The sequence below is a fragment of the Brevibacillus sp. NRS-1366 genome (genome assembly GCF_050467985.1).
Window position 1 is genome coordinate 86107 of the sequence record NZ_JBITPN010000024.1, and the last position, 14910, is coordinate 101016.

Here is a 14910-nt window from a genome sequence, read left to right on the forward strand (position 1 = left end):
TCTCAGAGGTGGACGCTAAAAGCGTGTTTCTCTTTTTCCCTTGCGCCTTTGTAGGTGTTCCAAAGATCTTTCGCTTATTTCTCCATTTTCCTCTCACCGGCTTTGGGTTTTTATTCGTGAAAGAATAAAAGCCCCCGTCGACCACGACAAAAAGCCTGCCGACTGCTCGACAGGCTCTCATTTATTTATTACGAGACTACGCTTCTTCCGTCAGACGCAGGAACTCGTCAATGTCTGCAACAGCGAGATCTACCGCTGCTTGCCAGAAGTCTACGGAGGTCATATCTTCACCGAGATGCTTTTTCGCCAAATCCTCGACCATCAAGCGGCCTGTGTCTTGCAGCAGCGCATCGTATTTCGCCGCGAAGCTATCGCCTTCTTCGAGCGCACGCGCATACACGCTCATGCTGAACAAGTAGCCGAATGTATACGGGAAGTTATAGAACGGATAGGTGGTGATGTAAAAATGCAGCTTGGATGCCCAGAAGTGCGGCTCATATTCTGCCAGCGCGCCTTTGTACGCTTGCTGCTGGGCTTCGAGCATGAGTCGATCCAAATCTGCCGCACTGACAAGACCATTTTTGCGCTGCTCGTAAAAGTTCTTTTCAAACAGGAAGCGAGCATGAATGTTCATGAAAAAGGCTACTACAGACTGCAGCTTGTCTTCTAACAGCACCAGCCGCTCATCATCATTCGCTGCATTCTTCACGGCTGCGTCAGCCAAGATCATTTCCGCAAAAGTAGAAGCGGTCTCCGCCACATTCATCGCATAGTTTTGAGCGAGTGGCGGCAGGTCCCACATGACTTGCTGGTGGTAAGCATGACCCAGCTCATGTGCCAGGGTAGAAACGTTGCTCGCATTGCCTGCATAGGTCATGAAAACGCGAGACTGCTTGCTCACAGGGAAGCTGGTGCAGAAACCACCCGGACGTTTTCCAGGACGATCTTCGGCTTCGATCCATGCCTCATCAAAAGCTTGCTCGGCAAATGAAGCCATGTTTGGATTGAAACGGTTAAAATGCTCCACGATCATCGCTGCCGCTTCGTCATAGGATACTTTTTTATGCGAATTGCCGACGGGAGCTGAAACATCGTACCAGCTCAGCTTTTCAATACCAAGCAGCTTCGCTTTTCTCTCCAGATAAGCGACCAGCCGATCCTTGCGATTATCAATAGCCTGCCACATCGCATCCAGTGTCTTTTCTTGCATCCGTCCGATATCAAGCGGCTCGCGTAGGACGGACTCCCACCCGCGATGGCGATACAAGGCCAGACGGAATCCACCCAAATGATTGAGTGCCTGTGCACATAGCTCTGTTTCCTTGCCCCATGCTTCCTGCCATTTGGCAAACACGTGCGCACGTACAGCTCGATCAGGGTGACTCATCAGGTTGGCTGCTTGACCCACGGACAGTTGTTTCGTTTCACCATCCAGCTCGACTTCGATCGTCATGCGACCAACGACTGCATTGTACAGGTCTTGCCAGGCGTGATAGCCGTCGACCGCCAGATCATTCGCCAATACCTCTTGCTCAGGAGGCAATTTTTCCTGTGCACGGCGACGTCTCTCCTCTAATACAAATGCGATCGGCTGCAGCTCTTCCTCTGCCAACAGCGATTTCCATGCGGATTCCTCGATGTTTACGAGCTGCTCTTCCCAACGTGTCAAAGCCGCACCAAACGAAGCTGAGATTGTTTTCACACGTCCTCCCAACAGCTTAGCGGGTTCGTCTTTCACATTTTGAGCGGTCAGGCATGAAATAAAAGCACCCGCTTGTCTTACTCGTACGGCGATACTTTGGACATCGGATACGACTTCCATAAACGTATTCTTTTCGTTCCACGCAAGGTCCGATTGCTCGACACGCGCTTTCAGGTCAGCAATATCGCCTTCCAGAAGCCCGAGAAACGCACGAAAATCCTCTGACTCGCTTCCCCCGGGAAAGAGCACATCCAAATCCCAGCGTTGTGGCAATGATTTTTTCATATGTATCCCTCCTAGACATTTGTAGCCTGCTTCTACTTTCTTTCAGTTGAAACCAAACAAAACTCTAACGGTCAATTTATTTCTATAACCGTCCTGTGATTCCTTCCTGAGCGTCCATACTGACAGTTAAGAAAACCTCTATCGAGGCCTCCTCAAGGAGGAGCGACCGCGTTTTAGCGGAAGGTTATTCTTGCTGAATCAGGAAGCGAATTCATGAGGTTTATACTTTCTGATTCAGTAGAAAAAAAGACTGCAAGGTCCGCAGTCATTTTTGAACTATGTTGCACGCCAAGAATAGGTTTCCCCTTGTCGCTCCATGACAATCCGGTCTCGTTCTTCACCCGCAGCAGCCAATAGCCGCTGCATCGGCTCCTCAACCGGCTCCCTGGAGAGGACAAACGTATTCCAGTGTATCGGCACCAGCCAGCGTCCACCGCTTTCTTTAAACATTTGCCAAGCTTGTTCAGGCGTGCAGTGTGCCAGCTGATAAGAATCCGGCTTGTAGGCGCCAATCGGCATGAAGACGAGGTCGATCTGGCCAAATTGTTCAGGCAAATTTTCCATTGAAATATAAGCTGTGTCTCCAGGATAAAGGATGCACACCCCGTTTTTTTCAATCACGTACCCATTGTAGCCGTAATCCCGATTCCATGGAAAGCGGTTGCCCCAGTGTCTCACGGGGATGGCCGTAATGGTTACGCCATCTTTGGTGGTTGTTGTTTGCTGAGGCTGCAATTCTTCATAAGAGCCAAAAGGCATTCTCTGAATCAGTCCGCTCGTATTGTGCGCAGTAATCACATGAATGGAAGGGCGGGCCAGCTTGCGAAGACTCGGCAGGTCCACATGATCCATATGCGCATGAGACAACAGAATCAAATCGATTTCACCGATCTCCTCAAAGGTAAGAGCAGGCGGCGTAAAGCGTGCAGGGCCAAAATGAAGTACCCCAGCAACACGCAGCCCCAACTTTTTGCCTAATACGGGATCCGTGAGAATTTTCGTCCCAAACAGGTTAAGCAAAATGGTCGAGTGTCCCACCCACGTGAAGGTAATCTCATCATCGCGCCAGTTTGCTGGTGTCGGCTTCGCTTCCAAATGGCGATACGGTGGTTTAGGGAGCTGCCCCATGTGGTACCAATACCGATAGCCCACATACCCTATCAACGCCAAAATCAGCACTGCGAGGAGGGAACCAACCCAGATGAAAAAGGTGCCAAGCATGGAAGACCTCCTTTAAATCTATAACTGGATTCCCTCATTATAACAAATCACATCTCTCGCTTAGCAAGGGTAAAAGCGGCGCAACCTGTAGATTTTGCAAAGCGCGCAGCATGATCTTGTGCACGCTATGGCGCAGGGATGGGAATTCGCCAGTCTACGTCTGCATGTGCTTTTTTCTCCGCTTGCAATACAAGCGTCAACTGCCCAGGCAACGCTTTTAAGTCCTTGATGAACAGCCTCTCCTGGATTTTTCCCGGTTCGCCCCACGTATTCTGATAATCGATTTCTACGGGATAGGATTTGCCCAGGTCATCCCGCAGAATCCAGCGAGGAAATCCGGATGACTGTCCTACAGCTTCTACTTCGATACTCCAGATTTTCTCATTCGTCTTCGGATGCGTCATCTCGGACATTTTTTGAATGGTATAGCTAATGCCCTCCCGCTCTCCTGTTATTGGTCCCACTGGCAGCTTCTTTGGCGCAAAGCTGACTGCAAAATACGAAGGCTCAAGCACTTCCCATGCCACCCTTTCTTTTCGGGATCGGCCATGACGGGAACCTCATCTAAATAAATCGTTCCCGTAGGATTACCTGGTCCATTTACCATAATTCCCCGGTTCATCCGTTCACGAACCTGCTCTCACCGAGAGAACCGGACTTACATTTGAGATTGGAGTAGGGAACATTTACACGATCATCAGCGATTTGCCGCTTGAAGAAATCAAAAAAATAGCCGCTTCGATGAAATAATATAAAAGCCACTGTCAGCCCTTTTCAGAAAGGAGCGACCGCTTCTTGTAAAAAAGCACCTGCTTCTCCCCTCTGAGGAAGACAGGTGCTTTTCATCGTTTTTGTGCTATACTGCTAACTGCAATCATCTTAACTGTGAACGGTTTAACACGCCATAGCCAAAGGAGGCTCCTATGATTCTTCATAAAGGAGAAACACTCTTTCGACAAGGTGAATCGGGCCCGCTTTATCATGTAAAAAGTGGTCTTTTGAAAATTAATCGGGTGCACGCCGATGGAACTTTGACATTGGTTAATGTCATCGTGCCGGATGAGATTATCCCTCACCATTCGCTGCTCAGTCCCAATCCTTATTACGGAACAGCCGTAGCACTCGTGACCTGTGAGATTGAGGTTTTGTCTGCACAACAGTGGTACCTTGAATTGGAACACAACCACGCAAAATGCCGAGAAATTGCCCTGCAGCTCCAAGGGAAGCTGCGCATGATGCAACAGCGGATTGACCAGTTGTCTGAGGTATCTCCTGCGGAAAAGCTGAACAAGCTGCAACAATGGTTCCAATCCTTTGTACCCGTCGCCTCACTATCAGAGGTGCTCACCCAAGACGAAATTGGTCAGTTCATTGGCCTTCGCCGTGAGACAGTCAACCGACTGCTGCGCGCTCAGGCTCAAGCAAGTAAGGAATAGATGGACTTTATCTCGCGGCTAAGAGAATGATTCCAAGCTTCCAGCAGGACCAAAAAACTCATAGTGAATATCCTCTGCTGGAACTCCCCATTCTTTGAGCGCCCGATTTATTGCTTTCATAAAAGGCAAAGGACCGCAGAAATAGTAGCTGGCTTCTTTTTTCGAAATCACCTGTTGCAGCCATGACAGATCCACGTATCCCTCTTTATGAAATGCGTGCTGCTCTCTATCCCGGTCTGTCGGCTTTTCATAGCACCAGTAATATGAAAGCTGCGGGTGATTGCGGGCCAGTTCCTCTACATATGCTTTCATCGCATGCAAACTCCCATTTTGGGCTGCATGGATAAAGGTTACTGTCCGTGCAGGCTGACTATTTACCAAAGTCGTGAGCATGCTGATCATCGGCGTGAGTCCAACCCCACCGCTAAGCAGCACGACCGGACGGCTATCTTCCTGGTTCAATGTAAAATCTCCTGCTGGGGCGGACAAGAGCAAGACATCCCCTTCGCCTATACACTCAGACAAATAGACCGATACTTTTCCTGCCGGTTTGTCTCCCATTCCCTCTTCCCGTTTGACCGAGATGCGATAATACGGATTCCCAGGCGCATCGGACAGACTATACTGACGAATATGCGTATTGGACTCACTTGGTATATCTGCTTTGACACTGACATACTGCCCCGGTTCATAAGCAGCCAGCAGCCCTTTGTCTGCTGGCACCAAGTAAAACGAAGTAATGACGTCGCTCTCCACTACCTTGCGCTGTACGACAAACTCCCGGAAATCCGACCATCCGCCAGGCTGTTCACAAGCCTGCTCATACATCTCGGCTTCTACACTGATAAATGCATCAGCAATGACCCCATAGGCTTCCGCCCACGCCTGAATAATCTCATCGGTAGCTGCATCACCTAATACATCCTTGATGGCAGCCAACAGATTTTCGCCGACAATCGGATAATGCTCCGCTTTGATCCCTAAACTGCGGTGCTTATGACCAATTTGTTTTACAACTGGAAGAATCGCTTCCAAATTTTCTATGTGCAAGGCCGCTGCATAAACCGCATTTGCCAGCGCCGTTTGTTGTCTGCCTTGTTTTTGATTCGCATGATTGAAAATGTTCAACAGCTCTGGATGTTTCGTGAACAACATTTCATAAAAGCGTTTCGTAATCGCTGTCCCGTGAACTTCCAATACAGGTACTGTAGATTTAATCACCTGGATAGTTTTTTGACTAAGCATGGGGAACCTCCTCGATTTCATCGTGTCGTCTATATCTCAAGTGTAGAGCAGGATTCCGCATGCATATGTGATTCTAATCACAGGAAAATCAAACGATTTGTGACTACTTCTGTATACCGTTCGCTGTCTTTCAGCGCTTTAGCAGTTTCCGTATATAGACGATTTGGCCAATGTGGAAGGCGTTATGCGTCGATACATTTCCGAGTACCGCCCACCATTTCACAGGCTCCACGAACCCATTGACATCACATTCCACTTTTTCTTCCGTAATCAATTCTTGCCATTGCAACAACACTTCTACCAATCGCGCTTTTAGCCCTTGAAACGACTCATCTTCTGGAATGATAAAGCTTTTATTGTTATCTCCGATTGAAGGGACAGCTTGGACGTCATTTTTTATGTACCTGGTTTGCCATGTTTCATTCCAAAAAAGAAGATGCTGCGTAAGCTCCGCGATGCTGTTACTCTCTTCGCTCGGCTTCCAGAATGCTTCGTCCTCCGACACATTTTGAACGGCTTCTGAAAAGGGAAGGTACCAGCTAGGGTCATTCGCATTGGCTAACAACTGATCAGACAAAACATCTTTTGCATGAGACAAGCTTCTCCACGCTCCTTATACATTTTTGGGCAAAGTTTTTCCGCCTCTGCCCGCCGATGGCCGTCGCCACAGGGTCAGCCTGTAAAATCATCTGCCTTCTGCGGTGATAAATTGAGCGATGGCTTCAACCTCATTGATGTCAAAATGCGGCCATTTTCCTTGGTTAACGGCCTCCCAGCTCACAATTCCCCTCACGTTGGAAACGATGTGAAGCAGCTGTTGATCCTGCGGCTTTCGCAATAAGACCAGCTTGGGAAAATCCTCATGCTTGAATCCTTCCACCAGAACAAGATCAGCACCTGCCTGTGTCAGCCGTTCAACGAGACTAGACAAGGAACTGGGTCTTTGCTCGACGATCGCCGTCTTGGTTTTCGAGGTGATCGCGACGAGTGAGGCTCCTGCTTCCCGATAGCGCCACGTATCTTTTCCTGGCTGATCCCACTCAAAATCATGGCCACCGTCGTGCTTGACTACTCCCACACGCAATCCGGATTGCTCTAAAAGCGGAATCAGCTTGGTTAGGAGCGTCGTTTTCCCGCTATTCGAGTACCCTACCAGTTGCAATACCCTCGGTTGTTTCCCCATAGCCTATCCCTCTTTTCTCCAGCTCGGCGTCGCATGAGAAAGTACGCTGACGAGTTCACCTGCCTGCTTGCCGCTTCCCCCAGCCGGAATGACGATGAAGCATTCACTGTCTTTCAACGTGCCGAGATTGCCTGCTTTTTCATTAAAATCAGGACGGGCGTAGAGTGCACCGTCTCGCTCGATCAGCCTTCCCCGTAAGTATCGCGGATACGGACATGGCTTGCTGTAGGTAACGTCCAGTCTGGCCTTAAGCAGACGAGGTCCCGCGTCCGGCACACCCGAAAGCTGCTGAACAGCTGGGCGAACAAACAATTCAAATCCAAGAAAGCACGCCCCTGGATTGCCGGAAAGCGCGATATACGGCCTCCCCTCCAAGAGCATGCTGGTTGTTGGACCACCTGGGCGCATCGCAACCTTGTTAAACAACAGCTCTACTTCTGGTTCGTCCACAAGCGATGCGATCACGTCAAAGTCACCCACCGAGACTCCGCCGCTGGATACGAGAAGATCCACTTCTCGCAGATATTCGCTAATTTTTTCTTTTGCGACCACGGGCTCGTCAGGAAGACCTGGAAACAATACAGGAATGGCACCCGCCTCAGCAATTAAAGCGGATAGCATGATTCCATTACTGTTGCGTATTTTGCCTGCAATCAGTGGCTGATCAATCTCCAACAGCTCACTCCCCGTGGAAAAAAGACCGACGCGCGGCTTGCGTATTACCTTGACCTGCCTATAGCCAAATGTAGCCAGGACAGCGAGGGTCCCCGCATTGATCCGTTCCCCCGCCCGCGCAATCACAGTCCCCGTCGCCATTTCTTCGCCGCGACGCGATACATTTTCTCCAGGTTTTAGTGACCGCTTGAGGCGAACCGTATCGGAATGCTCCGCAGGATTTTCCGTTTGTTCAAACATGATGACAGCATCCGCTCCTGCCGGCATCATCGCTCCGGTCATGATCCGCGTCGCGCAGCCGTCTGTTACTTCCAGTCGGGGAAACTGCCCTGCCGCAACTGTCTCTAACACTTGCAAACAGACAGGCTGATCAAAGGAGGCGCTGACCGTATCTGCAGATTTCACGGCAAATCCATCCAGCGGTGAGCGGTCAAAGTGCGGCAAATCATAAGTGGCATGAACATCTGTTGCCAGTATGCGTCCGTATGCCTCCCCGATCTGCACCGTTTCGTCCCCAAGCGTGGTCAAGCCTGCCAGCAATTTGCCCATCGCTTCCTCTACCGTGTTCATTTGTCGTGAAAAACGCATCGTCAGTTCCTCCTTTGGCTTGAACATCAGCCCCTGCTGTCATTTTGTCAGCCGATATTAACATCTAGATCTTCAATCGCTTTTTCTTTATATTTCAAATCCTTGTTTGCGTTAAATGTATCTGCTCTTTCAATTTTGACCGCTGTATTATATTCCGGAATGCCTGCATACGTTTCGTAGACACCTTTGGGAATCAACGCGTTGCCTTCTGGCCAATACACCTGGACATTGCCTCTGGTCGTATTTTCGAGCTTGGCACGACCTTGGAAGGTCCCGTAGCCATTATACACTACAATATTGTCGCCTTCTTTTATGCGCAACTCCTTGGCATCTTCTGCATTCATCAAAACATCATAGCGGTCTGCGTTGTTGAACGGATCAGTATTGCTGTAAATCATGGAGTTGAACTGCTTGCCCCGTCGAGTCGTTACGTAGAAATGGCCCTTTGCTTTGTTCAGATCAGGAACCTCAATCGGCAGCAAATTAGCCTTGCCATCCGCTGTCGGGCACACTCCATCCTCACAAAGCCACGCGCCTCCCCATTGGAATACATCGCCGCGTTTTTTCAAATGCTGAATCCCATCGTAGTTTGGATTGGCACGGGCGATCTCGGCGCGAATCTCTTCTGCACTGGAAAAATGCATGAGCTGCTTTTTCTCCGGATGTATACGCGCAGCGAGGTCTACATAAATCTCCCACTCCGCCCGTGCTTCTTCAATTCGTGGTCCTTCGATCTCAGCGCTGAAATAAATCATCCGCTCCGTGCTTGTAGAGGTGCCGCCACCCGGTTGTTCATAACGGGTCATGGCTGGCAGGACGATGACTTCTTCTTTGGCGTCGACAAGGGTAGACGTATTGAAAATGATGTCCTGGTGGACACGCACCTCCACGCTCTCCAAGCATTTTCGCATAAAATCGGGATCTGGCATCGTCTCCAGGAAATTCCCCCCGCTCGTAAAGAACAGCCGGGTTTTCCGCTCATGTCCATCTGGCAGCACGGCATTTTCCAATGTAATCCCGACAATATCCCCTTGCCATTTCGGGATCGGGAAGTTCCACAGCTTTTCAATTCGCGTCCATGTTTTTTCATCGAAATCGCCGCCAGGCAAACTAAACGGGTCTGCCCCCATTTCCCCGGAGCCCTGCACGCCAGAGTGACCGCGGATCGGCATTACACCGCAATTTTTGCGACCGAGGAACCCACGCAGGATTGCGAGATTCGCCACTTGTGAAATATTATCCGTGCCAAAACGATGCTGCGTCAGTCCCATACTCCAAACAAACACACCCGATTTCGAATTCGCCAAAAGCAACGCGAACTCTTTCATGCGCTCGCGGGTTAGGCCGGAAGACTTCTCCAGCTTCTCCCACGGTTCACTCCTTACATGCTTACGGAGCTGTTCCAAGCCGTTAGCGTGTTCTTTTACGAAAGCATGGTTGACAGCAGATCCCGGTCTCTCATCCTCCATCTCGAACCAATACTTCATCACGCCATTCATGAAAGCAATATCTCCACCGATGTTGACTTGATAAAAATCATCGGCAAGCTTGGTACCGAACAAAGCACTTTCCGCTACAGACGGAATCCAGTATTTTTCCATCGCCGGTTCTTTATATGGATTAATCAGGATGATTTTCGTTCCTGCTTTTTTTGCAGCGTACATGTACTTGGTGGAGACAGGCTGATTGTTGGCAGGGACCGATCCCCAAAAAACGAGGACATCTGTGCCGATCCAATCTTGGTAATTACAGCTCGATGCCCCAATCCCGAGCGAACGTTTCAAGGCAGTCTTGCTTGGCGAGTGACAAATACGGGAGGCATTGTCGATGTTGTTAGTACCTAGGAACCGGGCCATTTTCGCTGCTGTATAGTAGACTTCATTGGTAATCCCCCGCGCCGTCAAGAAAAAAGCGAGCTGTTTGGGATTGATTCCTTTGATTTTTTTGGCAATCCGATTCAGAGCTTCGTCCCAGCTAATGCGGGTAAATTTGTTTTCACCCGGCTTCCGAGACAATGGATAAGGAATCCGTCCAAGCTTGCGCAGTTCTACACTGGACAGCTTCCGCAATGCATGGATGTCTTCCAGCCACTTTGGCTCCATAGCGGGCATTGTGTTTAGACGCAGGACATTCAAGCGAGTCGTACACAAATGCGGTCCAGTAAGCGTCTGGTCATACAACCCCGATACACCGAGTGCACAACCATCGCACACTCCTTGTGTCAAAATCCTGTAAGCGTATCCAAGATTGTCACGATTATCAAGCATCACCTTCATGGTATCGCGGATGTGATGCGGCTTGATTTTTCCTAGTCCCATAGGCACAAGTGAAGCCCACAGAGAAGGCTCCAGTGATGTATCCAGTTTCATTGGCCCGCTGTGCTTGGTCTTCCCCATTTCCCATTTGCTCCTTTCTTCGCAATACCTCTTCGACAAAAAAACCACCATAAACCGTCCCTTATCCATCGGAGGGGAGCATGTTCACGGTGGTTGTCTGTGGCAGGTTCGCTACCTAGTCCAAGCGTCGTGTTTGTTTCGCGAGATCCGTATGGTCTATGCCGGTGAACAGGGACGCTGCTTCGCCCTAGACTTACGGTTCAATCTTCCATTTTTTCTCGATGTCCTGATCAAAAACAAAGATGGACATTCCAAAGTCACGTTCGATGTCAATGTCGACGAAAAGATCGATGAGCTTTGCACCGAGAAACGCTTCCATGTCAATGGGCTGGTGTTTGCGATACATGTCTTTGACCATTTCGGTTCGGGCAGCTCGCAGTGTCTGCTTCCCATCTTCCGAAGTGGCGATGAACTTTTCCACGGGCGAAAGGTTGCCCTCCATCTCACAGATCGCCCAATTCTTGCAGAACGTAGTACTGATCTTGCTCGGTCCCTTCCCCATATGGCGCTTACGGAAAGCTCTCACTAAATTACTGAATTCTGCTTCGAACTTATTCATCGGGACTACTCACCTTTACTTCAAGCATTCATACTTAAGACTTTACCATTAGTCAACCAGCCAATTCAACTGACTTTTCTTTTTGTTTCGTCTGTTCTTGCAGTTTTTTGATATCAAGGCGAATCAAAAGCGAAATGATAAAGGCCACTACGAACATGCCTGCGAAAATACTCATCGTCCCTGTGTAGCTTTGGGTCGTTTTGCGTACCCATGCTGCAAAGATCGGTCCGGCCAAGCCTGCTGCTGCCCATGCAGTCAAAATATATCCATGGATGGCACCAAGCTGCTTCGTTCCAAACAAATCTCCGATATAGGCCGGAATAGATGCGAATCCACCGCCGTAGCAGGTCATAATGATGAACATCGCGATCATGAATGTCACCGGATTATTCAGGTTTGGTAATAAGAAGAACAACACCATTTGGATCGCGAAAAATGCCGTATACGTATTGGGTCGCCCGATATAATCAGACAAAGATGCCCAGCCGATGCGCCCTCCCCCGTTGAACAGACCGTTTAGACCAACCATGATTGCGGCTGTCGCTACCGTCATGCCAACCATTTCCTGAGCCATTGGAGAGGCGACTGAGATCACCGCAATACCACAAGTCACATTAATAAAAAGCATCAGCCACAGCCAGTAAAAGCGGCGCGTCTTTACAGCTTCGTTGGCGGTTAATTGACAGAGATCTTTTTTGATTTGCTTGCTCCCTGCCGTTGCTTCTATTGAAAAGCCTTTCGGTACCCAGCCTGCTGGAGGTGGAGATAGGTATTGCGCTGATGCAAACATCACGACAAAATAAATAATGCCCAGAATGTAAAAAGTATTTGCTATGCCTACGCTATTTATCAGTTCATTCATGATAGGACTTGCGATCATGGATGCAAAGCCAAACCCCATAATCGCCAACCCTGTCGCCAGGCCACGGCGATCCGGGAACCATTTAACCAGAGTAGACACCGGTGTAATGTACCCGACACCAAGACCAATTCCACCTAGCACACCGTAGCAAAGATACAAGAGCGGCAAGCTGCTCATCTGAATTGCAAGACCAGATCCAACAATCCCTACACCAAAGAAAATCGAAGCCAAGGTACCTGCTTTGCGCGGTCCATGCTTTTCGACATAGTGACCCAAGAATGCCGCCGACAAGCCCAGAAACAGGATGGCAATGCTAAATGTAAACTGGATATCGGTCAATTCCCAGCCAAACTGTGTTGTAAGCGGTTTGGTAAATACGCTCCATGCATAAACCGAGCCGATCGAAAGGTGGATACCCACCGCCGCCAGTGCAATGAGCCAGCGGTTTTTCACTTTTTGTTCCATATCACACATCTCCTTTAAAATGGTCTAAGAGTGCCTTTTGAGCAGGTGGCAGTTCTCGAGAAAAAAGAAAAACTGCTGAGTCCATCAATCCCCTTTTCCTCTACAGATGGAAAAGTTGGAATGGATGAAGCACAGCAGTTAATCATCAGCAGGGTCGCTACATCAGCATCAACGCGCAAGTGTTCTTATCATTCAAGCAGAGTAACAAATGAACCGGTGACAGGATCGCTGTTCCGTATCGCATTTGCCCAGCGTATAAGGTGAAGACTAATGTTGAAAATTTTGTGACACTTAACACTTCAAGTAGTATACTACCATGGAAGCGCTCACTCGACAATATTTTCCTGTCAAATAAGGAGGGCATCATGTCAGAACTGACAAAAACCATCCGTCGCAGCGTACTCAAAATATCCGCTGGCCACCATAACTGGGAAGACGATGAGATTGTTACGGAATACCCGCTGACCATTTTTCTAAACGACGAGGAATTCGCCACAATCGTCTGTACCCCCGCCGATTTAGAAGAAATGGTGATCGGATTTCTCGCGGCAGAGGGTGCCATCAAAGCCTTCGCTGAGATCAAACAGCTCACCATCGACGAAGCACAAGGCTTCGCCTACGTCGATCTGCACAAAGAAACGATCCTGTCGCAAAGCTTTTACTCCAAGCGGCGGATAACTTCTTGTTGCGGGAAAAGCAGGCAGTCTTTTTACTTTTTCAGTGATGCCCGTACCGCAAAGCCTGTTGAAGGCACAGCATCTGTCACTTTTGAACAATGCATACAACTGATGAAGGAACTGCAAGCATCCTCTGCGATTCATAAGCAGACGGGAGGGGTTCATAACGCTGCCCTTTGTACGCCCGATCAAGTGCTCCTGCAGTACTCTGACATCGGTCGCCATAATGCCCTGGACAAAATCTATGGGCACTGCTTACGTGAGGGCATCTCTTCTGCAGATAAAATTCTCGTTTTCAGCGGTCGCATTTCCTCAGAGGTCCTGTTGAAGGCAGCCAAGATCGGAGCGGGTGTCATCTTGTCCAAATCAGCGCCGACTGATCTGGCGCTCCAACTGGCGGACGAACTAAGGATTACAGCCGTCGGGTTTGTCCGCAATGACAAAATGAACGTGTATACACAAGCGCAGCGAATTATTCTTTCCTAAAGACTTGCAGACTTGACGCCAGAGAAAACCGGGACATGCTTAGTGCTCTCCTGTTTTTCTCTTCTTTTCTTCGTCCATCGCGATCTGATACTCCTCAGGCGTATTTGCATTAAATACCGCCCAGTTGTCCAGTAAGCCGTCAGGTGTTGTGAGAAGCCGCAGCTTGTCCAATGTAGCCATCAACCGGAGCTCCCCGCTTTGCAAGGCATGTTCCCATAATGATTGTGTTCGTCGGTGATATACTGCGCACAACGGATGAACCCGATCGCCGGCTTGTGCCGCAACAACATCCCAATCAGTCAGACTACTCGCGTATCCAATGAGCCTGTCCAGTTGCTCGCGATCCATGAAAGGAAGGTCACAGGAAAGCACGAGTAGCATATCTTCCGGACACGCACGAAAAGCTGTGACAAGACCACTTACAGGACCGGCCGAAGCAACCCGGTCAACAGTCACCGTCACTTGCTCCTGCTCGATAAATTCAGCTGGCAGGCGCTCTGGATGGTTGGAAATAATGAGGCATGGCATGCCAGCTTGCGTTACTTCTTTCACTAGTTCTGTTAAAAAAGTACCCTTCCGCCACTTCAGCAGTTCCTTCGGGGACCCCATCCTGCTGCTATTTCCACCTGCTAAAATAACGGCCCGTATATTCTGTTTTTGCATGGCGATCTCCTTTTATCTGACTTTACGTCATTATGTATCTGCTAGCCTGCTTCCTGCATCCCCCGCCAACTTCGTCGTTGTCAAGCGGGAAGCCCGGACCAAATGCCCGGGCTAAGGATTATTCATTCATATTTTACTGGTATGAAATAAATAATGTGGACGCCCTTAGCGTTGTCGTAAACTGCTGCTGTCTTTGCTACCCGCTTGGTCCATCATCCACAATTGGAGTACCAAATCAAATTTGACTTGTTTCCCAAACCAGGTTACAGCAAGCTGTTGTTTCGCTTTCGCCCGTCGGATTTCAGATTGCTTACCATGCACTGGGCGGTTCGCATCTTTCATCCTCGGGGCCTATTTTTATATTTTCATTCCGCCAAAAACGTTCTTCGTTTCCAACTACAATGGCAGGTTCATCCTCAGTCTTCGTCATCCTCGCCATCTTCGTCTTCGTCGCCGTCTTCTTCTTC

General features: G+C 49.2%; 13 protein-coding genes. 2 read left to right on the forward strand and 11 right to left on the reverse strand.

Annotated elements, in window-relative coordinates; all coding sequences use genetic code 11:
* Positions 1–196 precede the first annotated feature (196 nt).
* From ACIFQN_RS22055 to ACIFQN_RS22065, 3 genes are all read right to left on the reverse strand, one after another.
* Positions 197–1987: a M3 family oligoendopeptidase gene (locus ACIFQN_RS22055; protein WP_429835194.1), complete on the reverse strand. Its 1791-nt coding sequence runs from the start codon at positions 1985–1987 to the stop codon at positions 197–199.
* 276 nt (positions 1988–2263) lie between these two features.
* Positions 2264–3208 (reverse strand): MBL fold metallo-hydrolase, encoded by a 945-nt coding sequence (locus tag ACIFQN_RS22060; protein ID WP_429835195.1) that lies wholly within the window; start codon positions 3206–3208, stop codon positions 2264–2266.
* 125 nt (positions 3209–3333) lie between these two features.
* Positions 3334–3723, reverse strand: a complete 390-nt coding sequence (locus ACIFQN_RS22065) for a hypothetical protein (protein WP_429835196.1) — start codon at positions 3721–3723, stop codon at positions 3334–3336.
* Between the two features lie 408 nt (positions 3724–4131).
* Between ACIFQN_RS22065 and ACIFQN_RS22070 the strand changes: the two genes are divergently transcribed.
* Entirely contained in the window at positions 4132–4644 is a 513-nt protein-coding gene (locus ACIFQN_RS22070) for a Crp/Fnr family transcriptional regulator (protein ID WP_429835197.1), read from the forward strand.
* A gap of 18 nt (positions 4645–4662) precedes the next feature.
* Here ACIFQN_RS22070 and hmpA read toward each other — a convergent pair whose 3' ends face one another.
* The 7 genes from hmpA to ACIFQN_RS22105 all read right to left on the reverse strand — a co-directional run bounded on the left by hmpA (position 4663) and on the right by ACIFQN_RS22105 (position 12617).
* Positions 4663–5889 carry an NO-inducible flavohemoprotein gene (gene hmpA, locus ACIFQN_RS22075; protein WP_429835199.1) on the reverse strand — a complete coding sequence of 409 codons (1227 nt, stop codon included), beginning with the start codon at positions 5887–5889 and terminating at the stop codon, positions 4663–4665.
* 130 nt (positions 5890–6019) lie between these two features.
* The gene (locus ACIFQN_RS22080) at positions 6020–6487 is read right to left on the reverse strand and encodes a DinB family protein (protein ID WP_429835200.1); all 468 of its coding nucleotides are present in this window, start codon (positions 6485–6487) and stop codon (positions 6020–6022) included.
* Between the two features lie 87 nt (positions 6488–6574).
* The gene (mobB, locus tag ACIFQN_RS22085) at positions 6575–7072 is read right to left on the reverse strand and encodes a molybdopterin-guanine dinucleotide biosynthesis protein B (RefSeq protein ID WP_429835201.1); all 498 of its coding nucleotides are present in this window, start codon (positions 7070–7072) and stop codon (positions 6575–6577) included.
* A gap of 3 nt (positions 7073–7075) precedes the next feature.
* Positions 7076–8335, reverse strand: coding sequence for a molybdopterin molybdotransferase MoeA (locus tag ACIFQN_RS22090; RefSeq protein ID WP_429835202.1), 1260 nt, complete (start codon positions 8333–8335; stop codon positions 7076–7078).
* A 47-nt stretch (positions 8336–8382) separates the two neighbouring features.
* On the reverse strand, positions 8383–10731 hold the full coding sequence (locus tag ACIFQN_RS22095; RefSeq protein WP_429835203.1) for an FdhF/YdeP family oxidoreductase: 2349 nt from the start codon (positions 10729–10731) through the stop codon (positions 8383–8385).
* Between the two features lie 193 nt (positions 10732–10924).
* Positions 10925–11290 carry a DUF2294 domain-containing protein gene (locus tag ACIFQN_RS22100; protein ID WP_429835204.1) on the reverse strand — a complete coding sequence of 122 codons (366 nt, stop codon included), beginning with the start codon at positions 11288–11290 and terminating at the stop codon, positions 10925–10927.
* 52 nt (positions 11291–11342) lie between these two features.
* On the reverse strand, positions 11343–12617 hold the full coding sequence (locus tag ACIFQN_RS22105) for an L-lactate MFS transporter (RefSeq protein ID WP_429835205.1): 1275 nt from the start codon (positions 12615–12617) through the stop codon (positions 11343–11345).
* Between the two features lie 365 nt (positions 12618–12982).
* Here ACIFQN_RS22105 and fdhD point away from each other — a divergent pair, with 365 nt between their 5' ends.
* Complete coding sequence (fdhD, locus tag ACIFQN_RS22110) at positions 12983–13780, forward strand: formate dehydrogenase accessory sulfurtransferase FdhD (protein WP_429835206.1); 798 nt, start codon at positions 12983–12985, stop codon at positions 13778–13780.
* 39 nt (positions 13781–13819) lie between these two features.
* On the opposite strand, the gene mobA is transcribed toward fdhD, so the two are convergent.
* The gene (mobA, locus tag ACIFQN_RS22115; protein WP_429835207.1) at positions 13820–14443 is read right to left on the reverse strand and encodes a molybdenum cofactor guanylyltransferase; all 624 of its coding nucleotides are present in this window, start codon (positions 14441–14443) and stop codon (positions 13820–13822) included.
* Positions 14444–14910 lie beyond the last annotated feature (467 nt).